This is a genomic window from Streptomyces sp. NPDC004435, from assembly GCF_042873895.1.
In the GTDB taxonomy this organism is placed as follows: domain Bacteria; phylum Actinomycetota; class Actinomycetes; order Streptomycetales; family Streptomycetaceae; genus Streptomyces.
Genome location: NZ_JBIAMB010000001.1, coordinates 351,446 through 372,726 on the forward strand (window position 1 = coordinate 351,446; position 21,281 = coordinate 372,726).

General features: G+C 70.8%; 19 protein-coding genes and 2 tRNA genes. 13 read left to right on the forward strand and 8 right to left on the reverse strand.

Annotation, left to right across the window (positions count from 1 at the left end):
• Positions 1-15 precede the first annotated feature (15 nt).
• Complete coding sequence (locus ACFYT9_RS01515) at positions 16-651, forward strand: DsbA family protein (protein WP_387272046.1); 636 nt, start codon at positions 16-18, stop codon at positions 649-651.
• Positions 652-785: 134 nt separating this feature from the next.
• On the opposite strand, the gene ACFYT9_RS01520 is transcribed toward ACFYT9_RS01515, so the two are convergent.
• Positions 786-1,433 (reverse strand): superoxide dismutase, encoded by a 648-nt coding sequence (locus ACFYT9_RS01520; protein ID WP_376604135.1) that lies wholly within the window; start codon positions 1,431-1,433, stop codon positions 786-788.
• Positions 1,434-1,622: 189 nt separating this feature from the next.
• On the opposite strand from ACFYT9_RS01520, the gene ACFYT9_RS01525 reads away from it, so the two are divergent.
• The gene (locus tag ACFYT9_RS01525; protein ID WP_389160219.1) at positions 1,623-2,513 is read left to right on the forward strand and encodes an esterase-like activity of phytase family protein; all 891 of its coding nucleotides are present in this window, start codon (positions 1,623-1,625) and stop codon (positions 2,511-2,513) included.
• A 68-nt stretch (positions 2,514-2,581) separates the two neighbouring features.
• Here ACFYT9_RS01525 and ACFYT9_RS01530 read toward each other — a convergent pair whose 3' ends face one another.
• Both ACFYT9_RS01530 and ACFYT9_RS01535 read right to left on the reverse strand, forming a co-directional pair.
• The gene (locus ACFYT9_RS01530; protein WP_389160221.1) at positions 2,582-4,000 is read right to left on the reverse strand and encodes an amino acid permease; all 1,419 of its coding nucleotides are present in this window, start codon (positions 3,998-4,000) and stop codon (positions 2,582-2,584) included.
• 117 nt (positions 4,001-4,117) lie between these two features.
• The gene (locus ACFYT9_RS01535) at positions 4,118-5,554 is read right to left on the reverse strand and encodes an amino acid permease (RefSeq protein WP_387272054.1); all 1,437 of its coding nucleotides are present in this window, start codon (positions 5,552-5,554) and stop codon (positions 4,118-4,120) included.
• Between the two features lie 274 nt (positions 5,555-5,828).
• Between ACFYT9_RS01535 and ACFYT9_RS01540 the strand changes: the two genes are divergently transcribed.
• Positions 5,829-6,425 (forward strand): biotin transporter BioY, encoded by a 597-nt coding sequence (locus ACFYT9_RS01540; protein WP_376605100.1) that lies wholly within the window; start codon positions 5,829-5,831, stop codon positions 6,423-6,425.
• An 88-nt stretch (positions 6,426-6,513) separates the two neighbouring features.
• On the opposite strand, the gene ACFYT9_RS01545 is transcribed toward ACFYT9_RS01540, so the two are convergent.
• Positions 6,514-7,953, reverse strand: coding sequence for an amino acid permease (locus ACFYT9_RS01545; RefSeq protein ID WP_389160223.1), 1,440 nt, complete (start codon positions 7,951-7,953; stop codon positions 6,514-6,516).
• A gap of 219 nt (positions 7,954-8,172) precedes the next feature.
• On the opposite strand from ACFYT9_RS01545, the gene ACFYT9_RS01550 reads away from it, so the two are divergent.
• Together ACFYT9_RS01550 and ACFYT9_RS01555 are read left to right on the forward strand one after the other, a co-directional pair.
• Positions 8,173-8,667, forward strand: a complete 495-nt coding sequence (locus ACFYT9_RS01550) for a ribose-5-phosphate isomerase (protein ID WP_376602104.1) — start codon at positions 8,173-8,175, stop codon at positions 8,665-8,667.
• Entirely contained in the window at positions 8,667-9,476 is an 810-nt protein-coding gene (locus ACFYT9_RS01555) for an Fpg/Nei family DNA glycosylase (protein WP_389160225.1), read from the forward strand. The genes ACFYT9_RS01550 and ACFYT9_RS01555 overlap by 1 nt, the downstream gene beginning before the upstream one ends.
• Before the next feature lie 39 nt (positions 9,477-9,515).
• On the opposite strand, the gene ACFYT9_RS01560 is transcribed toward ACFYT9_RS01555, so the two are convergent.
• Positions 9,516-11,300: an ABC transporter ATP-binding protein gene (locus tag ACFYT9_RS01560; RefSeq protein WP_389160227.1), complete on the reverse strand. Its 1,785-nt coding sequence runs from the start codon at positions 11,298-11,300 to the stop codon at positions 9,516-9,518.
• A gap of 73 nt (positions 11,301-11,373) precedes the next feature.
• On the opposite strand from ACFYT9_RS01560, the gene ACFYT9_RS01565 reads away from it, so the two are divergent.
• A complete protein-coding gene (locus ACFYT9_RS01565; protein WP_376602101.1) occupies positions 11,374-11,958 on the forward strand; it encodes a TetR/AcrR family transcriptional regulator in 585 nt (194 codons plus the stop codon).
• Between the two features lie 22 nt (positions 11,959-11,980).
• On the opposite strand, the gene ACFYT9_RS01570 is transcribed toward ACFYT9_RS01565, so the two are convergent.
• Entirely contained in the window at positions 11,981-13,210 is a 1,230-nt protein-coding gene (locus ACFYT9_RS01570; protein ID WP_389160229.1) for a GNAT family N-acetyltransferase, read from the reverse strand.
• Between the two features lie 106 nt (positions 13,211-13,316).
• Between ACFYT9_RS01570 and ACFYT9_RS01575 the strand changes: the two genes are divergently transcribed.
• Positions 13,317-14,459 (forward strand): PP2C family protein-serine/threonine phosphatase, encoded by a 1,143-nt coding sequence (locus tag ACFYT9_RS01575; RefSeq protein WP_376602099.1) that lies wholly within the window; start codon positions 13,317-13,319, stop codon positions 14,457-14,459.
• Positions 14,460-14,598: 139 nt separating this feature from the next.
• The gene (locus ACFYT9_RS01580) at positions 14,599-14,793 is read left to right on the forward strand and encodes a hypothetical protein (protein WP_362006602.1); all 195 of its coding nucleotides are present in this window, start codon (positions 14,599-14,601) and stop codon (positions 14,791-14,793) included.
• A 68-nt stretch (positions 14,794-14,861) separates the two neighbouring features.
• Here the strand turns inward: ACFYT9_RS01580 and ACFYT9_RS01585 are convergent.
• Positions 14,862-14,932 (reverse strand) — tRNA-Gly (locus ACFYT9_RS01585).
• Positions 14,933-15,063: 131 nt separating this feature from the next.
• Here ACFYT9_RS01585 and ACFYT9_RS01590 point away from each other — a divergent pair.
• The 5 genes from ACFYT9_RS01590 to clpX all read left to right on the forward strand — a co-directional run bounded on the left by ACFYT9_RS01590 (position 15,064) and on the right by clpX (position 19,771).
• Positions 15,064-15,140: transfer RNA gene (locus ACFYT9_RS01590), tRNA-Pro, on the forward strand.
• Positions 15,141-15,326: 186 nt separating this feature from the next.
• A complete protein-coding gene (gene tig / locus ACFYT9_RS01595) occupies positions 15,327-16,712 on the forward strand; it encodes a trigger factor (protein WP_376602098.1) in 1,386 nt (461 codons plus the stop codon).
• A 263-nt stretch (positions 16,713-16,975) separates the two neighbouring features.
• On the forward strand, positions 16,976-17,593 hold the full coding sequence (locus ACFYT9_RS01600) for an ATP-dependent Clp protease proteolytic subunit (RefSeq protein ID WP_376605529.1): 618 nt from the start codon (positions 16,976-16,978) through the stop codon (positions 17,591-17,593).
• Positions 17,594-17,658: 65 nt separating this feature from the next.
• Positions 17,659-18,321: an ATP-dependent Clp protease proteolytic subunit gene (locus ACFYT9_RS01605; protein WP_376605531.1), complete on the forward strand. Its 663-nt coding sequence runs from the start codon at positions 17,659-17,661 to the stop codon at positions 18,319-18,321.
• Between the two features lie 166 nt (positions 18,322-18,487).
• Complete coding sequence (gene clpX, locus ACFYT9_RS01610) at positions 18,488-19,771, forward strand: ATP-dependent Clp protease ATP-binding subunit ClpX (RefSeq protein ID WP_360309418.1); 1,284 nt, start codon at positions 18,488-18,490, stop codon at positions 19,769-19,771.
• 520 nt (positions 19,772-20,291) lie between these two features.
• On the opposite strand, the gene ACFYT9_RS01615 is transcribed toward clpX, so the two are convergent.
• Positions 20,292-21,239, reverse strand: coding sequence for a hypothetical protein (locus tag ACFYT9_RS01615; protein WP_389160232.1), 948 nt, complete (start codon positions 21,237-21,239; stop codon positions 20,292-20,294).
• Positions 21,240-21,281 lie beyond the last annotated feature (42 nt).

Below are 21,281 nucleotides of genomic sequence, written 5' to 3' on the forward strand. Positions count from 1 at the left end.
CATCCGAGGAGTGACATGTCCGAGAGCAGGACCACCGCCGAGTTCTTCTTCGACCCGCTGTGCCCCTGGGCCTGGATGACCTCCCGATGGATGCTGGAGGTGGAGAAGGTCCGCCCCGTGGACGTGCGCTGGAAGGTGATGAGCCTCGCCGTCCTCAACGAGAACCGGCTGGACGAGCTCCCCGCCGAGTACCGCGAGATGCTGGAGACCAAGGCGTGGGGCCCGGTCCGCGTCGTCATAGCGGCCCAGCAGCTGCACGGCGACGAGGTCGTCGGCAAGCTCTACACGGCGCTCGGCACCCGCTTCCACAACGACGGCGAGGGCCCCACCCGCGAGGCCATCACCGGCGCCCTGCGGGACGTCGGCCTCCCGGAGGACCTGGCGGACTACGCCGGCAAGGACACCTACGACGCCGAGCTGCGCGCCTCCCACGCGGAGGGCATCGACAAGGTCGGCCAGGACGTCGGCACCCCGGTGATCGCGGTCCCCGGCCCGGACGGCGACGAGGTCGCCTTCTTCGGCCCGGTCGTCACCCCCACCCCGCGCGGCGACGCCGCGGCCCGGCTGTGGGACGGCACGCTCCTCGTCGCCGCCACCCCGGGCTTCTACGAGATCAAGCGCACCCGGACGGCGGCGCCCAGCTTCGAGTAGTCCCCGGAACATGGAAGAACCCCCGCGATTCACGTCATCGCGGGGGTTCTTCTTTCATCCGCCTGCGAGTGAAGGTTGAGAAGACGATCACGAGCAGGACGAGCGGGGGGCCGCCGGACGGGGCGGCCGGACGGTCAGAACGAGATGAGCGGCACGCTGGCCTTGGCGGCCTGGTAGCGCTTGTTCACGTCCTGCCAGTTGACGACCTGCCACATGGCGTCGATGAAGTCGACCTTCTGGTTCTTGTACTGCAGGTAGAAGGCGTGCTCCCAGGCGTCGAAGACGAGGACCGGGATGGAGCCCTGACCGACGTTGCCCTGGTGGTCGTAGACCTGCTCGACGATGAGGCGGCCGCTGATCGGCTCGTAGGCGAGGACGCCCCAGCCGGAGCCCTGCGTGGTCGCCGAGGCCTTGGTCAGCTGGGACTTGAACTTGGCGAAGGATCCGAAGGACTCGGTGATCGCGTCCGCCAGCTCGCCCACGCCGTCGGCCGCGAGCGGCTCGCCGCCGCCGTCGCCGGCCTTCGGGCTGGCCATGTTGTTCCAGTAGATGGAGTGGAGGATGTGGCCGGAGAGGTGGAAGGCCAGGTTCTTCTCCAGGCCGTTGATGGAGCCCCACTGCTCCTTGTCGCGGGCCTCCTCCAGCTGCTCCAGGGTGTCGTTCGCGCCCTTGACGTAAGCGGCGTGGTGCTTGTCGTGGTGCAGCTCGATGATCTGCGGGTTGATCACCGGCTCCAGCGCCGCGTAGTCGTACGGCAGCTCCGGAAGTGTGTAGATCGCCATGTGTGCCGAGCCCTTCGACTGACTGGTTATTGCAACCTATATGCAAGTGCAGGCTAACAGCACGTGCACATGTTGTTGATCAGCCCTTCGACCTAGGCCCGTCGGCCCCCCTGTCTGCTTCCGCGCGCTCCGCCGATCGGCGTATCGGGTCCTGTCCACGGCCCGTTCAAGATCCATAGCGTGCGGGGCATGAAGCTCCCCCTGAGACTCGCCTCCGCCGCCGTCCTCGCCGCCCTGCTCGCCGGCTCCGCGCAGGCCGCCGCCCCCTGGCGGGAGGCCGGCTCCGGCGCCCGCGGCGGCGTCAGCGGCCTCGCCCACGAGGACGCCGGCACCGCCCTCGTCGTCCACGACGACAAGCGCCCCGGACAGCCGCGGCTCTCCCGGCTCGCGTACGGCACGGACCCCGTCACCGTCACCCCGCTGGACTGGGAGGGGGCCGAGCCCGTCGACCTGGAGGCGATCGAGGCGATCCCCGGCAGGCCGGGGGAGTACCTCGCGCTCGCCGCGCGCGGCATCGTCTACCGCCTGAAGGCCGAGGGCGCCACCGCCACCGTCGTCGAGTACACCCCGCTGCCCTCGATCGGCGACGGCGACGACTTCGAGGGCTTCGCGCTCGTCGCCCGCGACGGGCGGCTCGCCGCCCTCTGGGCCGACCGCGGCGCGGGCCCGGACCGGCCCGCCACCCTCTACTCCGCCCCGCTGACCCTCGCCGCGTGGGGCGAGCCGCGGTTCGGCGCCGTCACCCGGCGCGCCTTCACCGCCCCGCACCCCGCGGACGCGGGAGCCCGCCACATCTCCGACATCACCGTCACCGACTCCGGCCGGATCCTGGTGAGCTCGGCCTCGGACGCGGGCGACGACGGCCCCTTCGACTCCGCCGTGACCGACGCCGGGCAGGTCGTGCTGACCGCCGCCGGCCGGGTACGGGTGTCCCTCGTCGCCCGCCCGGTCCCGCTCGGCACCTTCCCCGGCCGCAAGGTCGAGGCCGTCGAGTGCCTGCCCGGCGGCGACGCGCTGCTCGGCACCGACGACGAGAACCTGGGCGGACACGTCCGCACGGCCCCCTACTGCGGGATCTGACCCCGGACACGCGGACGCCCCGCCGGGCGGGGCCCGGCGGGGCGTCGTGACGGGGGTGCGGGGGCGGGTCAGACCTTCTCGGCCGCCGCCCCGCGCGCCTTCTGGAGGCCGAGACCGACCGCCGCGAGGACCAGCGTCAGCGTGCCCGTCGCGTACAGCTGCACCCGGGTGCCCTCCTCGCGGGCCATCAGGAAGAAGATGGCCGCCATGCCGGCCAGCGCCACCCAGGTCAGCACCGGGAACGCCCACATGCGCACGACCAGCTTCTCGGGCGCCTCGCGCTCGGTGCGGCGGCGCAGCACCAGCTGCGAGGCGGCGATGAAGAACCAGACGACGAGGATGATCGCGCCGATCGTGTTGAGCAGCCAGATGAACGCCTTGTCCGGCGACCAGTAGCTGAGCAGGACGCAGCCGAAGCCGACGACCGACGAGGCCAGCACCGCCGCGCGCGGCACCCCGCCGGAGGTGCGGCCGAGCGCCTTGGGGCCCTGGCCGCGGGCGACCAGCGAGCGGGCCATGCGGGAGGCGCCGTAGATGTTGGCGTTCATCGCCGAGAGCAGGGCGACCAGGACGACCACGTTCATGATCTGGCCGGCCGCCGGGATGCCCAGGTGGTCGAGGGTGGCGACGTACGGGCCCTTCTCGACGACCGCCTTGTCGTCCCAGGGGACGAGGGTGACGATGACCGCCATCGAGCCGATGTAGAAGAGCGCGATGCGCCACATCGCCGTGCGGACCGCCTTGGCGACGCCCTGCACCGGGTGCTCGGACTCGGCCGCCGCGATGGTGACCGTCTCCAGACCGCCGTACGCGAAGACGGAGGCGAGGAGGCCGACGATCAGGCCCTCGGAGCCGTGCGGGAAGAAGCCGCCGTCACCGGTCAGGTTGGCGGCGCCGGGGGCGTCCGAGCCGGGCAGCAGGCCGGTGATGGCGAGCACGCCGATGCCGAGGAAGAGGACGATCGCGCCGACCTTCAGCGCGGCGAACCAGAACTCGAACTCGCCGAAGTTCTTCACCGCGGCGAGGTTGGTGCCGCAGAAGACCAGCATGAAGAGCGCCACCCAGGCCCACTCGGGGGTGCCCGGGAACCAGCCGGTCATGATGTTGGCGGCGCCGATGCCCTCCAGGCCGACGGCCACGCAGAGCAGGAACCAGAAGGCCCAGCCGGCGGTGAAGCCGGCCCAGGGGCCGAAGGCGCGCTCGGCGTGGACGGAGAAGGAGCCGGAGGCCGGGTTCGCCGCCGACATCTCGCCGAGCATCCGCATCACCAGCATGACGAGCACGCCGGAGATCGCGTAGGCGACGACGATCGAGGGGCCGGCGGCGGCGATGCCGGCACCGGAGCCGACGAAGAGGCCGGCGCCGATGACGCCGCCGAGGGCGATCATCGACAGGTGGCGCTGCTTGAGGCCGTGGGAGAGGCCCTCGGCGGGCGCGGCGCCGCCGTCCTGGCGGTCGGCCTGCGCGGGCGCGGTGGTCCGAGACATGGGCAACCCTGTTCATAGGCTGAGACGGGGGAGGGAAGCCCACAGTCTGGGCGCCCGCACCGCTCAGAGGGAACGGGTGTCCGCTATACGGTCACCACCTTCACACAAGGTGAAGATTCAATTCCGTTTCGTCGTGGACGTGCGGTCTTCCCCGGACGCCGCCCGCGAGGCCCCCCGTGACGCGCGCAGCTCCCGCAGCCACGCCACCCCCAGGACGGCCGCCGTCGCACCCGCCGACCACAGCACCTGCGGCCGTGCCCCGTCGTCGGTGAGCATGAGCACCAGCACCGCGCCCATCGCCGCCAGCGCCGTCCACGTCAGCCACGGGAACCCCCACATCCGCAGCGTCAGGGTCTCCGGGGCCTCCCGCTCGATCCGCGGCCGCAGCCGCAGCTGCGACACCGCGATCAGCGCCCACACGAAGAGCAGCACCGCGCCGACCGCGTTGAGCATGTAGAGGAAGACGGAGTCCGGCCACTTCAGATTGAGCAGCACCGAGACGAACCCGAAGGCCACCGAGGCGAGCACCGCCCGTCGCGGCACCCCTCCGCCCGACACCTTCAGCAGGCCCCGCGGCGCCTCGCCCCGCTCCGCCAGCGAGAAGACCATCCGCGAGGAGCCGTACAGATTGGCGTTGAGCGCCGACAGCAGCGCCACGAAGACCACCACGTTCATGATCTGGCCCGCGCCCGGCACCCCGATCGCGTCGAGCACCGCCACGTACGGCGACTCGCCCGGCACCATCGACGTCCACGGCAGCAGGGTGACGATCACCAGCATCGAGCCCACGTAGAAGAGCAGGATCCGCCACACGGCGCTGCGCACCGCCCGTGCCACGTTCCGCGCCGGGTCCTCCGACTCGGCCGCCGCGATGGTGACGACCTCCAGACCGCCGAAGGCGAAGACCACCGCGAGCACCCCGGAGACCACCCCGGACCAGCCGTTGGGCAGGAAGCCGCCCTGCCCGGTCAGGTTCGCGAGGCCCACCGGATCGGTGTCCGGCAGCCAGCCGGCGATCGCCAGCGTGCCGAGGACCAGGAAGAGGACGATCGCACCGACCTTCAGCGCGGCGAACCAGAACTCGAACTCGCCGAAGTTCTTCACCGCCGCCAGGTTGGCGAGGGTGAAGACCACCATGAAGAGCAGCACCCAGCCCCACTGCGGGACCCCCGGCACCCAGCCGTGCGCGATCCGCGCCGCGCCCGTCGCCTCCACCGCGAGGACGACGACCAGCAGGAACCAGTACAGCCAGCCCACCGAGAACCCGGCCCAGCGGCCCAGCGCCCGCTCCGCGTGCACCGAGAAGGCGCCGGAGGCCGGCATGGCCGCCGACATCTCGCCCAGCATCCGCATCACCAGCATCGCGAGCGTGCCCGCGATCAGGTACGAGAGCACGATGCCGGGCCCGGCGACGGCGATGCCCGCGCCCGAACCGACGAAGAGGCCGGCGCCGATGACCCCGCCGAGCCCGAGCATCGTCAGATGACGCTGCTTCAGGCCGTGGGAGAGGGGCTCGGGTTCGGCGAGGGAGGTGGGCGGTGCGTCGTCGCGCATGGTGGGGGACTCGCGCTCTGGAAGGAGGGGCACGTACACAGACACTTTATGGAGACCCCACAGTCTCTCCGCTGAGCGGCCCAGGACGCAAAAGGGGCGACACGTGCCGACTCCCCAGTGACAAGCGTCACGTGGCGCCCGGCGCCGCCACCCTCCTTTGTCGGAACCGCATGAAACCCCGGCCATCGGCTTTGTCGGCGGCTGACGGTGATCGGGCGTTCACTCCTGGCATACCGTCAAGCTGTCCCGACCTCCTCACCCTCGCGGAGTACCGATGAGTAGCACCGCCGCCGCCCCCGTCAGCACCCTCCGTGCGGGCACCGTCCTCGCCGACCTCCTGCCGTCGAGCCGCGTCCGCGACGTCGCGCTCGTCGTCGGCGGCGCCGCCCTGACCGGCCTGGCCGCGCAGATCTCCCTCCCGGTCCCCGGCTCCCCGGTCCCGGTCTCCGGCCAGACCTTCGCCGCCCTGCTCGTCGGCACCGCCCTCGGCGCCCGCCGCGGCTTCCTCTCCCTGGCCCTCTACGCCGTCGTGGGCATGGCGGGCGTCCCGTGGTTCGCCCAGGGCTCCTCGGGCTACACCATGCCGTCCTTCGGCTACATCCTCGGCATGCTGCTCGCCGCCACCGTCGTCGGCGCCCTCGCCCGCCGCGGCGCCGACCGCTCGGTCCTGCGCACCGCCGGCACCATGGTCCTCGGCTCCGCGATCATCTACGCGGTCGGCGTGCCCTACCTGGCCCTCGCCACCGGCATGAGCCTCGGCCAGGCGGTCGCCGCCGGCCTGACCCCCTTCCTCATCGGCGACGCGCTCAAGGCCGCGCTCGCCATGGGCGCCCTCCCGGCCGCCTGGAAGCTCGCCGGCCGCAAGGGCTGACCGTCCGCCGCACACGCCGGAGCCCGGCCCGCCCGAGAGGGGCGGGCCGGGCTCCGGCGTACGGCGTGCGGGCGGTGCCCGGCGGGAGCTAGACCGAGGCGGTCGGCTTCCGGCGCTTCATCCGCTCCTTGACCAGGCCCACCGCGACCACGAGCGCCGCGACCAGGGTGGACAGGAGCACGATCTCGCGGTTGGCGTCGTCGAAGAACATGTAGCCGATCACGAACATGATCAGGCCGGCGGTGGCCCAGGTCAGGTACGGGAACAGCCACATCTTGACGGTCAGCTTCTCCGGCGACTCGCGGAGCAGGATCCCGCGCATCCGCAGCTGGGTGAAGCAGATCACCAGCCACACGAAGAGCGCGATCGCGCCCGAGGAGTTCAGCAGGAAGTTGAAGACCGTGTCCTTGAACGCGTAGTTGAAGTAGACGGCGACGAAGCCGAAGACCACCGAGCTCAGGATCGCGACGGCCGGCACGCCCTTGGCGTTGACCTTGGCGAAGGACTTCGGGGCGTCCCCGCGCTCACCGAGCGAGAAGGCCATCCGGGACGCGGTGTACAGGCCCGAGTTCAGGCAGGACAGCACGGCGGTCAGGACGATGACCTCCATGATCGTGCCCGCGTTCGCGATGCCGATCGAGTCCAGGGCGGCGACGTACGAGCCCTTCTCGGTGATCGACTTGTCGTTCCACGGCAGCAGGGTCAGCACCACGAAGATGGAGCCCAGGTAGAAGACGCCGATCCGCCAGATCACGGAGTTGGTCGCCTTGGTCACCGCGCGGCGCGGGTCCTCGGACTCGCCGGCCGCCAGCGTGACGATCTCGCTGCCCATGAAGGAGAAGACGACCATCAGCACACCGGTCAGCACCGCGCCGTAGCCGTTGGGGAAGAAGCCCCCGGTGTCGGTCAGGTGCGCGAAGCCCGCCCCCGGGTTGTCGGAGCCCGGCAGCACGCCGAAGACGGCCAGCAGGCCGATCACGACGAAGGCGCCGATCGCCACCACCTTGATGCCGGCGAACCAGAACTCGAACTCGCCGTAGGAGGCGACCGAGCCCAGGTTGGTGACCGTGAGGAGCGCCGTCACGATCAGCGCCCAGGCCCACTGCGGGACGGCCGGCATCCAGTTCTCCAGGATCACCGCGCCGGCGGTGGCCTCCACGGCCAGCACGACGACCCAGAAGAACCAGTAGAGCCAGCCGATGGAGAAACCGGCCCAGCGGCCGAGCGCCTGGTCGGCGTAGGCGGAGAAGGAGCCGGAGTTCGGGCGGGCCGCGGCCATCTCGCCGAGCATCCGCATCACGAAGACGACCATCGCGCCGACGAGGGCGTACGAGATCAGGATCGCGGGGCCCGCCTTGGCGATGCCGCCGCCGGAACCGACGAAGAGGCCGGCGCCGATGACGCCGCCGATCGCGATCATCGACAGATGGCGGTTCTTGAGCCCCGCCTTGAGGCCGTCGGAGGGCGGAGTCCGACCGGGGTCACCGGTGCCGCTGCCTTCCTTGACGAGGGTCGGCTGCGTGTTCATGAACGCTTCCTTCGAATCCGGGGGTGGCTCGGGTCACGAGCCTGAGATATGAAACCTGGCGACGGGCCGGTACGGAAGAGCTAATTCCGGATCGTGATTCGAGCCACGTACAGGTGAAAAGGTCCGGACCAGCCAGGGGCGGAGGTCCATGACCCGTCGGGACCAAGGTCCCGACCCCGCTGACGCCTGCCCCGTCCCGGCCGTGCCACACTCAAAGCCATGCGCGTCTACCTCGGTTCCGACCACGCCGGCTACGAACTCAAGAACCACCTCGTGGAGTGGCTCACCGCCCACGGCCACGAGCCCGTCGACTGCGGCCCCCACATCTACGACGCCCTCGACGACTACCCGCCGTTCTGCCTCCGCGCCGCCGAGCGGACGGCCGCCGACGCGGGCAGCCTCGGCATCGTCATCGGCGGTTCCGGCAACGGCGAGCAGATCGCCGCCAACAAGGTCGAGGGCGTCCGTGCCGCCCTCGCCTGGAGCGAGCAGACCGCCGCCCTCGGCCGCGAGCACAACAACGCCAACGTCGTCGCCGTCGGCGCCCGCATGCACAGCGAGGAGGAGGCGACCAAGTTCGTCGAGATCTTCCTCGCCACCCCGTACTCCGGCGACGAGCGCCACACCCGCCGCATCGAGATGCTGAGCGCGTACGAGACCACCGGCGAGCTCCCCCCGATCCCGGCCCACCACCCGCAGGAGCCCACCGCCTGATGCCCGAAGGGCACACCATCCACCGGCTGGCCGCCGACCACCGCGAGCGGTTCGGCGGCCGGCCCGTGCGCGTCTCCAGCCCCCAGGGCAAGTTCTCCGACTCCGCCGCCCTCCTCGACGGCGCCACCCTGGAGACCACCGAGGCGCACGGCAAGCACCTCTTCCTCGGCTTCCCCCGCGACGAGTGGATCCACATCCACCTGGGCCTCTTCGGCAAGGTCGCCTTCGGCGACGCCCCCGCGCCCCCGCCGACCGACACGGTCAGGCTGCGCCTCACGAACCCCGAGTCGTACGTCGACCTCCGGGGCCCCACCACCTGCGCGCTCCTCACCGACGCGGAGAAGCGGGCGATACACGCCCGCCTCGGCCCGGACCCCCTCCGCGCCGCCGACGGCCCCGAGGCCGCCTGGCGCCGCGTCTCGAAGTCCCGCACGACGATCGCCGCCCTGCTGATGGACCAGAAGGTCATCTCCGGCGTCGGCAACGTCTACCGGGCCGAGGTCCTCTTCCGCCACGGCATCGACCCGTACCGCGCCGGCAGGGACCTCACGGCGGGGGAGTGGACCGCGATCTGGGACGACCTGAGGGCCCTCATGCGGGAAGGCGTCCGGCTCAACCGCATCGACACGGTCCGCCCCGAGCACACCCCCGAGGCGATGAACCGCCCGCCCCGCGTCGACGACCACGGCGGCGAGGTCTACGTCTACCGCCGCGCGCACCTGCCCTGCCACCTCTGCGGCACCGAGATCCGCACCGCCGACCTGGCCGCCAGGAACCTCTTCTGGTGCCCCACCTGTCAGCGGCGCTGACGCGCCCGCGCCCCGCCCGCCCGCGCCGGGCGGCACCGCTCAGCCCACCGTCACGTCCGCCATCCGCAGCGCCTCCACCAGATCGCGGTACAGCCCGTCGTCCGCCAGGAGCTCCGCGTGGGTCCCGCGCGCCCGGATCCGGCCGTTCTCCATCACCACGATCACGTCCGCGTCGACCACCGTGGAGAGCCGGTGGGCGATCGTGACCACCGCGCCCTCGGCCGCCCGGCGCCGGACGCAGTCGTGCACCGCCGCCTCGGTGAGCGCGTCGAGCTGCGCCGTCGCCTCGTCCAGCAACAGCACGTCCGGCCGGCGCAGCAGCGCCCGCGCGAGGGCGATCCGCTGGCGCTCACCGCCGGAGACGGCGGCCGTGGACAGCTCGGTGTCCAGCCCCTCGTCCATCGAGGCCACCTTCTCCGTGAGCCGCACGTCGGCCAGGACCCGGGCCAGCTCGTCCTCGCCGGCGTCGGGCCGCGAGAAGAGCAGGTTGTCCCGGACGGTGCCGGGCACCACGGGCGTGTCCTGCTCCACGTACGCCAGCCGGCTCCGTACCGCCGCGTGCCCGTGCTCGGCGAACGGCACGCCGTCCAGCAGCAGTTCGCCCCGCTGGGGCTCCAGGAACCGCAGCAGCAGCGAGAGCACCGTCGTCTTGCCCGCTCCGGACGGTCCGACGATCGCCACGTGACCGCGCCGCGGCACCGCCAGGCTCAGGTCCCGTACGGCCGGCTCCTGACCGGGTCCGTACGCCGCCGTGACACCGCGCAGCTCCAGCACCGGCGCGTCGCGGTCCGCGCGCGGCCCGTGCGGACCGTACGCCGACCGCCCCGGTCCGCTCCGGGCGTCTCCCCCGGCCCGGCCCGGCGCGTCCTCCTCCAGCGGCAGTTCCTCCACCGCCCTGATCCGCTCGGCCGCGGCGATGCCGGACTGGAGCGCGGTGAGGTTCTGCGACAGCTCGGTGATCGGCTCCATCAGCCCGAACGCGTACAGCAGGAAGGCGATCAGGCTGGAGACCTCCAGGTGGCCCTCGCCGATCCGCCACGCCCCGACGCCGAGGACGAGGATCACCGCGAGCTGGATCCCGGTCCAGGCGATCGTCCACACCGCGGCCTCCAGCCGCACCGACCGGATGCCGTACCGGGCGGAGGTCCGCGCGTCGACGGCGATCCGCTCGGCCTGCCGGTCCTCGGCGCCGCCGGCCTTGACCGTGCGGATCGCGCGCAGCGCGCCCTCCAGCGTGCCGCCGACCCGCCCGACGTGCTCCTGGGCCCGCTCCTGCGCCTTGGCGATCTTCGGCATCAGGGCGGCGAACAGCACGACCACGACCAGCACCGCGGCGACCGTGGTGCCGAACAGCACCAGATCCAGCACGCTCATCAGGACCAGGGTGCCGACGAGCATCACGACGCCGTTGATCAGCCCGATGACGCTGGACGACGCCGCCTCCCGCAGCAGCACCGTGTCGGAGACGGCCCGTGAGACCAGCTCGCCCGGCGGACGCCTGGTGACCGCCGGGACCGTGGCGTGGAACAGCCGCCGCACCATCCGGTCCCGCGCCTCCAGCACCACGCGCTCACCGAGCGTGCCGAGGAGGATCCACTGGACGCAGTAGAGGACCGCGCCCAGGACCAGGAGCCCCAGCAGCGCCAGCACCGGCCCGCGCAGCGAGGCGCCCTCGCCGAGCGCGTCCAGCACCCACTTGGTCACCATGGGTGTGGCGAGGCCCAGCGCGGAGGCGGCCAGCGCCAGCGCCAGCCCGCCCGCGAGCGACCTCCTGTGGGGCCGGGCGTAGGACCAGAGGACACGCAGACTCTCCGGAGCGTTCATGCTCATCAATGGAACACCACTGTTCCATTGTGGTCAATCTCGTTTCCCTCCGGAGCCGCGCTACGGTATGGCCATGGACACCGCCGTGAGCACCGACGCCAAGCGGGAGAGCGGCGCGCGCGGCCGCACCAGGCGCGCCATCCTCGACGCCGCCGCCACCGTGCTGTCCAAGAACCCGGCGGCCTCCCTCTCCGACGTCGCCGCGGCGGCGGAGGTCGGCCGCACGACGGTGCACCGCTACTTCCCCGAACGCTCCGACCTGCTGCGCGCCCTCGGCGCGGACGTCCTCGACAAGGTCGCCGCCGCCACGGAACGCGCCCGGCCGGACGACGGCCCCGCGCCGGCCGCCCTGGAGCGGCTGTGCCAGGAACTCTTCGGACTCGGCGAATCCCTCACCCTCGTCTTCGACGAATCGCTGGCGGCCACCTGGAACTGGGAGGGCTGGGAGGAGGACACCGAGGCCGACCGCGCCATGACCCGACTCGTCGAACGCGGCCAGGCCGAGGGCGCCTTCGACCGGGACCAGGACGCGCCGTGGATCGTCCAGGTCCTCTGGTCCCTCCTCTACGTCGCCTGGCAGCGGGCCCGCGAAGGCGCCACCCACCACCAGGCCCTGACGCTCTGCCTGCGCACCCTCCGCAAGGCGGTCGCGCCGTAGGGAGGGGGCGGGACCGCGTCCGTCAGAACCCGTGCGGCAGCCAGGGCGCGACCTCGGACCCGAACGCGAGCGACGCCTCCGCCAGCGCGCCCTCCCGCAGCTCCGTGACCCGCCCCGCCCCGGCCAGCGCCGCGAGGGACGTGCCGCCCAGGTACGCCGCACCCAACTCCCGTACGGACAAGGCCAGATCGGCCGCCTCGGACGTCCGTGAGCACACCGCGCCCTTCGCGTCCCCGGAGAGCCGCCACCGCCCCGCGTTCCACGGACAGAACACGTCCTCGACCTCGAACACCACGTCCACCGGCGCCCGGTACGTCCGCGCCTCCAGAGCCGCCCCCACCTCCACCGGCCGGACGAACAGCGCCTCCCGCACCACCGGTTCGCACCGCCGCACGTCCGAGACCAGATGCTGCCAGGCCGCGTCCACCGGCGAACTGTCCACCCGCACCTTCGCCGTCAGGTCCACCGAGCAGAGGAACCGCCACAGCGCCGCCTCCGCGGCACCGTCGAGCGCCATCACCTCCTGCGCGTTCACCGAGCCGTCCGCACCGGCCCAGCTCCACTCCGGCTTGATCGTGTAGTAGGCGTACCCGACGACCTCCCCGTCCCGCTCGGCCAGCACGCACTGCTTCGGCGAGGCGCCGTTGCGGGCGCCCGGCGGGTCCAGCAGCGGCAGCCGCTCCCAGCCGGGCGCCCGCGCCACCATCCCGGGCCGGCGCGGCACCATCCGCGCGTACACCGCCTCCGTCGCCGCCGAGGAATCCGCCGCCGGCACCGCCCGCAGCGCCACCGCGTCGGCCCCCGCCGGCACGTCGAGACGCACCCGCGCCGTGTCGATCACCGCCCGCTGCGACCAGCTCGCCGCCCCGTAGCCGAACCGCCCGTAGATCACCGGCTCCGAGGCGGTCAGCACCGCCAGCGGCTCACCCAGCGCCCGCACGTCGTCGAGCTGCCGTCGCATCATCGACGTCAGGATGCCCCGCCGGCGATGCGTTCCGGCCACGCTCACCATCGTGACGCCGGCGGCCGGCACCGAGGACCCGCCCGGAACGGTCAGCCGGAACGAGAACGCCCCCGCCGTCGCCACCGCCCGCCCGCCGTCCCAGACCGCCAGCGACCGCCCGCACTCGGTCAGGTCCCGCCACAGCGCCCGCTCCTCCGGCTCCTCCGGCACGCCACCGAAAGCGAGCTCCAGCGCCGCGAACCAGCCATCCCACTCCGACGGGTCGAGAACCCGCAGTTCAGTCGTCATATGCCATCGATATCAGCGCCCCGCGCCCGAGGCGACCCGATTTCAGGCACCTTGTCACCGGGGTACCCCTGCACGGACACAGCCTGGGTGGATAGGGTCCAGGCCAATGGCCCACCACGGAGTGAACACGTTCGCGGCCCGGTTGCGCAGACGCGCCCACCGGGCCCGCGTCGCGCTGCGCCGGACCGGCGTCGACTACTTCCGCGGCGGCGCCTCCGACCGGCTCGCCCTCGCCGGTCTCCTCCTCACCGTCCCCGCCATCGTCTGCGGCACCGTCGTCGACCCGGTCTGGTGCTCGCCCGCCGCCCTCGTCCTGCCGATCGTGGCCGGTGGCCTGCTGCTGCGGCCCGCCAGCCTTCTCGGCCTGTACGCGGCGGCCGCCGGCGGCCTGATCGTCGAGTCCGCGATCCTCGGCCCGTACGGCGAGGGACCCGCCCGCGTCACCCCCGGAATCGTCCTGGTGGTCGCCGCCTGCGGGCTCTTCGGCCTGCTCATCGCCCAGTTCCGGGCCCGGGTCGGAGTGCCCTGGCGGCGCGGCGGCACCATGCTCTTCGACCTGCGCGAACGGCTCCGCGTGCAGAGCGCGCTGCCCCGGCTGCCCCGCGGCTGGCACCGCGAGATGGCGCTCCGCCCGGCCGGCGGCCAGTCCTTCTCGGGCGACTTCGTCGTCGCCGCCCGCACCCACGGCGGCCGCACCCTGGAGGTCGTCCTCACCGACGTCTCCGGCAAGGGCATGGACGCCGCCTCCCGCTCCCTGCTGCTCTCCGGCGCCTTCGGCGGCCTGCTCGGCTCGCTCCCGCCGCACGGCTTCCTGCCCGCCGCCAACGGCTACCTGCTCCGGCAGAACTGGGACGAGGGCTTCGCCACCTCCATCCACCTCGTCCTCGACCTGGACTCCGGCGACTACGAGCTCTTCTCCGCCGGCCACCTGCCCGCGCTCCAGCTCCACTCCGGCACCGGCCGCTGGGAGGAGAAGGACGGCGAGGGCCCCCTCCTCGGCGTCTACGACGGCGCGGAGTTCCACCCGGTCAAGGGCACCCTGCACCCCGGCGACGTCCTCATGCTCTTCACCGACGGCCTCGTCGAAGCCGCCGACCGCGACCTCGCCGAAGGCATCGACCGCCTCACCGGAGAGGCCGACCGCTGCGTCTCCGGCGGCTTCGAGGGCGTCGCCTGGCACCTCATCGAGGCGGTGGCCAAGGACGTCAACGACGACCGCGCGCTCCTCCTCATCTCCCGCCCCGCCTGAACCTTTCGGACCCTGTGGCGCGTCCCACGATTCGTCACCCCCCGCCGAGGGCAGAGGGGTTGGTGGCACGATGGGGGCGCGGGGGTGTCCGGATGCATACCCCGGGCTGGGCAGGGACCGACCGAGGGTGTGATCAGTTGTGGCCATTTCGCTGTCTGTGGTGTTGCTGTTGGCGATAGTCCTCGTGGTGCTGATCCGCGGCGGAAGCCTGAAGGGCGGGCCGGCCGTGGTCGCCGTCCTCTTCGGCTTCTTCCTCGCCTCCACGGGCATGGCCGACGACATCCAGCGCTTCCTGGACTCGATAACCCAGACCGTCGGCTCCATCAAGTTCTGACGGAGATCCGACGCAGAACGGCTCCGGCCCGGTCCCTCGACGAGGGACCGGGCCGGAGCCGTACACAGAGCGGGCGACGGGAATCGAACCCGCGTAGCTAGTTTGGAAGACTAGGGCTCTACCATTGAGCTACGCCCGCACAGGACGCGCCACAGGCCTGAAGGCCGCGGCACGGACAGCATCGTAGCCGGTCCGGAGCCGTCCGTGCACACCCGCGAAAAGAGGGGGCGTCGCAGCGTCTCCGTGCATGTACCCTACGTGTCGCACCGACGGGGTGTGGCGCAGCTTGGTAGCGCGTCCGCTTTGGGAGCGGAAGGCCGTGGGTTCAAATCCCGCCACCCCGACCAGCATGATCCTCACGATCCGCCGCGGTCCCCGACCTCGACGGTTCTTGATCACGTTGTGGGCCTGATCCCACGTGCGGTTACTATGCAAGCTGCGTGCCCGTGTGTCTTTCTGACCGGGCCCATCGGCCGGAACCGCCCCGCGCGGCTCCGCCGGAATCCAGGAATCAGCCACAAGGAGACCGAACCGTGAAGAGCGCCGTGGAGACCCTGAACCCGACCCGGGTTCGGCTCACTGTCGAGGTGCCCTTCGAGGAGCTCAAGGACAGCCTCGACGCGGCGTACAAGAAGATCAACCAGCAGGTCACGGTCAAGGGCTTCCGCAAGGGCAAGATCCCCGCGCGCGTCATCGACCAGCGCTTCGGCCGTGGCGCCGTGCTGGAGGAGGCCGTCAACGACGCGCTTCCGAAGTTCTACACCGAGGCCGTGAACGAGGCCGAGGTCAACCCGCTGGGTCAGCCCGAGGTCGACATCAAGGAGCTGAAGGACGGCGAGCTGCTGTCCTTCACCGCCGAGGTCGACATCCGCCCGGCCATCGAGATCCCGGACTACTCCGGCATCGAGGTCGAGGTCGACGCCATCGAGGTCACCGACGAGGACATCGAGAAGTCGGTGGAGCAGCTCCGCGAGCGCTTCGCCTCCACCAACCCGGTCGAGCGCGCCGCCGCCGAGGGCGACGTCGTCACCCTCGACCTGACCGCCCAGGTCGACGGCGAGGTCCTGCCCGACGGTATCGCCGACGGCGTCTCGTACACCATCGGCTCCGGCGAGCTGCTCGACGGCATCGACGCCGCCGTCACCGGCCTGGAGGCCGGCGGCGAGGCCACCTTCACCTCGCAGCTGAAGGGCGGCTCCGCCGCGGGCAAGGACGCCGAGGTCACCGTCAAGGTCACCGCCGTCGCCGCCCGTGAGCTCCCCGAGCTGGACGACGAGTTCGCGCAGATGGCGTCGGAGTTCGACACCCTCGACGAGCTCAAGGCCGACAGCCGCAAGCGCCTCGAGAACATGAAGCAGTTCGACCAGGCGACCCAGGCCCAGGAGCGCGTCCTGGAGAAGTTCCTGGAGCTGGCGGAGATCCCCGTCCCCGAGAAGCTCCTCGAGGACGAGGTCAACACCCGCAAGCACAACCTGGAGCACCACCAGCTCGGCCAGATGGGCCTGAGCCTGGAGAAGTACCTGGAGCTCCAGGGCAAGACGGTCGAGGAGTTCGAGGCCGAGACCAAGGAGCAGGCGGTCAAGGGCATCAAGACCCAGTTCCTCCTCGACGAGCTCGTCTCCAAGGAGGAGCTGAACGTCGAGCAGGACGAGCTCACCGAGCACCTGTTCCGCCGTGCCGCCTCCTCCGGCATGTCCCCCGACCAGTTCGCCCAGGCCGTCGTCCAGGGCGGCCAGGTGCCGATGCTGGTCGGCGAGGTCGCCCGCGGCAAGGCCCTCGCGGTCGTCGTCGAGGCCGCCAAGGTCGTCGACACCAACGGCGAGGTCGTGGACCTCTCCGACGACGAGGACGAGGTCGAGGCCGCCGCCGAGACGGTCGAGGCCGTCACCGGCGAGGCCGAGGTCGCCGAGGAGAAGTAGGCCCCACCAGGCCGACCGCCGGGGCCCCGCCCCGCGCGCTCCGTATCGCGCCACGGGCCCGGCCGCACTGCTGTGCGGCCGGGCCCGTGGACGTACGCGGACCTTTTATGCGCCCCCAACTACCTTGCGCTCCCAGCGAACAGTTCGGGAACCGGGATGGCGTTGTCCCACCTGCGCGTTAGGGTCCATGAATACGGGGGCACTGCCCTCTGAACGAGACGCTGAGACGGCCTGGGGGCCGTCGGAGACGAGCAGGTGGATACGTGACGAATCTGAAGCCTTACGCCGCGGGTGAGCCGTCCATCGGTGGTGGCCTCGGCGACCATGTCTACAACCGGCTGCTCGGCGAGCGCATCATCTTCCTCGGCCAGCAGGTCGACGACGAGATCGCCAACAAGATCACCGCCCAGATGCTCCTCCTGGCCGCCGACCCGGAGAAGGACATCTACCTGTACATCAACAGCCCCGGTGGCTCCGTGACGGCCGGCATGGCCGTCTACGACACCATGCAGTACATCCCGAACGACGTCGTCACCATCGGTATGGGCATGGCGGCGTCGATGGGCCAGTTCCTGCTCACCGGCGGCACCCCCGGCAAGCGTTTCGCGCTGCCGAACACCGACATCCTGATGCACCAGGGCTCCGCCGGCATCGGCGGCACCGCCTCCGACATCAAGATCCAGGCCGAGTACCTCCTTCGCACGAAGAAGCGCATGGCCGAGATCACCGCGCACCACTCCGGCCAGACCGTCGACGCGATCATCCGCGACGGCGACCGCGACCGCTGGTTCACCGCGGAGGAGGCCAAGGACTACGGCCTCATCGACGACATCATCACGCACGCCGCGGGTGTTCCGGGCGGCGGCGGCACGGGCGCCTGAGCGCCGGCAGCCAGCCCCAGAGCCCCAGCCCCCCGCCGAACGCCACCAGGACGGTGAACACCCACATGCAGAACAACCTCTCCCCGAGCGGCCTGTACACCGGCGCGCCGATGGACAACCGCTACGTCGTCCCGCGCTTCGTCGAGCGCACCTCGCAGGGCATCCGCGAGTACGACCCGTACGCGAAGCTCTTCGAGGAGCGCGTCATCTTCCTCGGCGTGCAGATCGACGACGCCTCCGCCAACGACGTCATGGCGCAGCTGCTGTGCCTGGAGTCGATGGACCCGGACCGCGACATCTCGATCTACATCAACAGCCCCGGTGGCTCCTTCACCGCGCTGACGGCGATCTACGACACGATGCAGTTCGTGAAGCCGGACATCCAGACGGTCTGCATGGGCCAGGCGGCCTCCGCCGCGGCCGTGCTCCTCGCCGCCGGCACCCCCGGCAAGCGGATGGCCCTGCCGAACGCCCGTGTGCTGATCCACCAGCCCTCCGGCGGCACCGGCCGTGAGCAGCTCTCCGACCTGGAGATCGCGGCCAGGGAGATCCTGCGGATGCGCGACCAGCTGGAGACCATGCTGGCCAAGCACTCCACCACGCCGATCGAGAAGATCCGCGAGGACATCGAGCGCGACAAGATCCTCACGGCCGAGGACGCCCTCGCGTACGGCCTGGTCGACCAGATCGTCTCGACCCGCAAGAGCACGGCCGCCGCGGCACACTGACGCCCGACCTTCCCCTGGCACGGTCTCCACAGGCTCGCGTGGCCGAATCGCGACCATGTGAACCGTGCCAAGGGGGGCCCGAACGGGGGGCCCGGCAAGGTACCGTCGAATATGAGGCACCAGGAGTCGCTGAACCAGGCGCTCCCAGGCGAAGGGGAAGCACCTCGTGGCACGCATCGGTGATGGCGGCGATCTGCTCAAGTGCTCGTTCTGCGGAAAGAGCCAGAAGCAGGTGAAGAAGCTCATCGCGGGACCCGGTGTGTACATCTGCGACGAGTGCATCGACCTCTGCAACGAGATCATCGAAGAGGAACTCGCGGAGACGAGCGAGGTGCGCTGGGAGGAACTCCCCAAGCCCCGCGAGATCTACGAGTTCCTGGAGGGGTACGTCGTCGGCCAGGAGCCGGCGAAGAAGGCCCTCTCCGTCGCGGTGTACAACCACTACAAGCGCGTCCAGGCCGGCGAGAACGGCGGCGGGGCGGGCCGTGACGACGCCATCGAGCTGGCGAAGTCCAACATCCTGCTGCTGGGCCCCACGGGCTCCGGCAAGACGCTCCTCGCGCAGACGCTGGCCCGGATGCTCAACGTCCCGTTCGCCATCGCCGACGCGACCGCGCTGACGGAGGCCGGCTATGTCGGCGAGGACGTCGAGAACATCCTGCTCAAGCTGATCCAGGCGGCCGACTACGACGTCAAGAAGGCCGAGACCGGGATCATCTACATCGACGAGATCGACAAGGTCGCCCGTAAGAGCGAAAACCCGTCGATCACGCGCGACGTGAGCGGCGAGGGCGTGCAGCAGGCCCTCCTGAAGATCCTGGAGGGCACCACGGCCTCCGTCCCGCCGCAGGGCGGCCGGAAGCACCCGCACCAGGAGTTCATCCAGATCGACACGACGAACGTGCTCTTCATCGTGGGCGGCGCCTTCGCCGGCCTGGAGAAGATCATCGAGTCGCGCGCGGGCGCCAAGGGCATCGGCTTCGGGGCGACCATCCGCTCCAAGCGCGAGATCGAGGCGAGCGACCAGTTCCAGGAGGTCATGCCGGAGGACCTGGTGAAGTTCGGGATGATCCCCGAGTTCATCGGCCGTCTCCCCGTCATCACCTCGGTCCACAACCTGGACCGCGAGGCCCTCCTCAAGATCCTCGTCGAGCCGCGCAACGCCCTGGTGAAGCAGTACCAGCGCCTCTTCGAACTCGACGGCGTGGAGCTGGACTTCGACCGCCCCGCCCTGGAGGCCATCGCCGACCAGGCCATCCTCCGCGGCACCGGCGCGCGCGGCCTGCGCGCCATCATGGAGGAGGTCCTCCAGTCGGTGATGTACGAGGTCCCCTCCCGCAAGGACGTGGCCCGCGTCGTCATCACGGCGGACGTCGTCCGCAACAACGTGAACCCGACCCTGGTCCCCAGGATCGTCAAGAACGACGGCCGCCACGAGAAGTCCGCGTAGCGGCAGGCACGAACGCCGAAGGGGCGCCCCACCGGACCGGTGGGGCGCCCCTTCGGGCGTGTTTGGCCAACAGTGAAGGTGATCAAGCCGTTCTGCGTCCTCTTGTTGACCCCCCGCCCGCGTGAATCAAATGATTAATGCGCGGGTTCGGTTACCGAGATGAGGGGCTTTGCATTGTTGAGTTCAAGATTGAGGAAGACGCTGGTCGTCACAACTGTGATCGCCGCTGCGGGTGTCTTGCCTGTTGCGACCGCGGCTCCTGCGCAGGCTACGATCACTCAGTGTCAGACCTACCTGCGGAACCAGGGCTACATCGTCGGCTCCGGAGTCACAAACGCCTGCAACTATGGCGATTGGTGGGAGTGGGGCTTCTGTGTCAGAGGCCTGATGGTGCTCGGCGTACGGCAGGAGCACGCGTCGGTGGCGTGCAACTTGGCTTGACCGGCAGACTCGGCGATGAATCCCCCAGGTTCCGCTGGGGGATTCATCGCCCCCCAGCGGAGCATCGTTTGGCGAGCGCTCAGACCTTCGTGCGTGAGGTGTTGTAGAGCTTCGCGGTGAGGGCGGCGACATCTGCCTGCGCGAGCGGCTGGCCCGCGCCCATGATCTGCTGCATGTCGATCACGTTCACCGCGCCGACGGTGCTGTAGTCGGCCCAGACGCACATCGGGACCTCGAACTCCTTGGCCATCAGGGCCGCCGTGTCACCGGTCGCCGCAGGCTTGAACTTGGCGTTCTGGCACTTCATCAGTGCGCCCTTGAAGTCGTTCGGCGTCACCGAAGTCGGGTCACCGACCAGCTCGACGGTGAACTCCTCTTCCTCTTCCTTGGCGCCTTCCTTCATCTTCTGGAAGAAGCCGTCGATCGCCTTCTCGGGGTCCGTGACCTCGCCCCAGAGGCCGCTCAGGCTCAGCATCTTGCCCTTGAGGGGCTCGGACTCCGACCCGCTCTTGTAGGAGGCGCTCGCCTCCTGCGGGTTCTTCATGCCGAGGTAGGTCTCGGCTTCCTTCTTGTCCTTGTCGTCCATCGGCGAGCTGTCGCCGTCCTTGGACTTCTTGTAGTCGTCCACCGCCGCCGGAGGCGTCAGCTTGTAGCCCTTCGTGTCGGCGGCCACGTCGCCGTTGCCGCCGCCACCGCCGCCGATCAGGAAGTACGCGCCGACCGCGATCGCCGCGACGACGGCGACCGCGCCGATCATCAGCGGGGTCTTGGACTTCTTCGGGGCCGGGGGGTGGGGCACGTAGCCGCCGGGGCCCTGGGGGGCGCCGTACTGGGGCTGCTGGCCGTAGGGGCCGGGCTGCTGCGGGTAGCCGTAGCCGGGCTGCGGCGGCACGCCCTGGGGGGCCTGCTGGGGGTAGCCGTAACCGGGCTGCCCCTGCGGCTGGCCGTACGGGCCGGGCTGCTGGCCGTAGGGCCCGGGCTGCTGAGGCTGCTGGCCCCCGTACGGACCCGGCTGGTTGTAGCTCATCTACTGCTTCCCCTCACAGGACGTTTATGCGTAGCGAACATC

Bases quoted from the DNA above. Each gene is read 5' to 3' on its own strand.
- ACFYT9_RS01525 (WP_389160219.1), top strand. From the start codon at position 1,623: ATGAAGCTCCCCCTGAGACTCGCCTCCGCCGCCGTCCTCGCCGCCCTG.
- ACFYT9_RS01530 (WP_389160221.1), bottom strand. From the start codon at position 4,000: ATGTCTCGGACCACCGCGCCCGCGCAGGCCGACCGCCAGGACGGCGGC.
- ACFYT9_RS01545 (WP_389160223.1), bottom strand. From the start codon at position 7,953: ATGAACACGCAGCCGACCCTCGTCAAGGAAGGCAGCGGCACCGGTGAC.
- ACFYT9_RS01575 (WP_376602099.1), top strand. From the start codon at position 13,317: ATGGCCCACCACGGAGTGAACACGTTCGCGGCCCGGTTGCGCAGACGC.
- ACFYT9_RS01560 (WP_389160227.1), bottom strand. From the start codon at position 11,300: ATGAACGCTCCGGAGAGTCTGCGTGTCCTCTGGTCCTACGCCCGGCCC.
- ACFYT9_RS01565 (WP_376602101.1), top strand. From the start codon at position 11,374: ATGGACACCGCCGTGAGCACCGACGCCAAGCGGGAGAGCGGCGCGCGC.
- ACFYT9_RS01520 (WP_376604135.1), bottom strand. From the start codon at position 1,433: ATGGCGATCTACACACTTCCGGAGCTGCCGTACGACTACGCGGCGCTG.
- ACFYT9_RS01570 (WP_389160229.1), bottom strand. From the start codon at position 13,210: ATGACGACTGAACTGCGGGTTCTCGACCCGTCGGAGTGGGATGGCTGG.
- ACFYT9_RS01550 (WP_376602104.1), top strand. From the start codon at position 8,173: ATGCGCGTCTACCTCGGTTCCGACCACGCCGGCTACGAACTCAAGAAC.
- ACFYT9_RS01555 (WP_389160225.1), top strand. From the start codon at position 8,667: ATGCCCGAAGGGCACACCATCCACCGGCTGGCCGCCGACCACCGCGAG.
- ACFYT9_RS01615 (WP_389160232.1), bottom strand. From the start codon at position 21,239: ATGAGCTACAACCAGCCGGGTCCGTACGGGGGCCAGCAGCCTCAGCAG.
- ACFYT9_RS01605 (WP_376605531.1), top strand. From the start codon at position 17,659: ATGCAGAACAACCTCTCCCCGAGCGGCCTGTACACCGGCGCGCCGATG.
- ACFYT9_RS01540 (WP_376605100.1), top strand. From the start codon at position 5,829: ATGAGTAGCACCGCCGCCGCCCCCGTCAGCACCCTCCGTGCGGGCACC.
- ACFYT9_RS01515 (WP_387272046.1), top strand. From the start codon at position 16: ATGTCCGAGAGCAGGACCACCGCCGAGTTCTTCTTCGACCCGCTGTGC.
- ACFYT9_RS01535 (WP_387272054.1), bottom strand. From the start codon at position 5,554: ATGCGCGACGACGCACCGCCCACCTCCCTCGCCGAACCCGAGCCCCTC.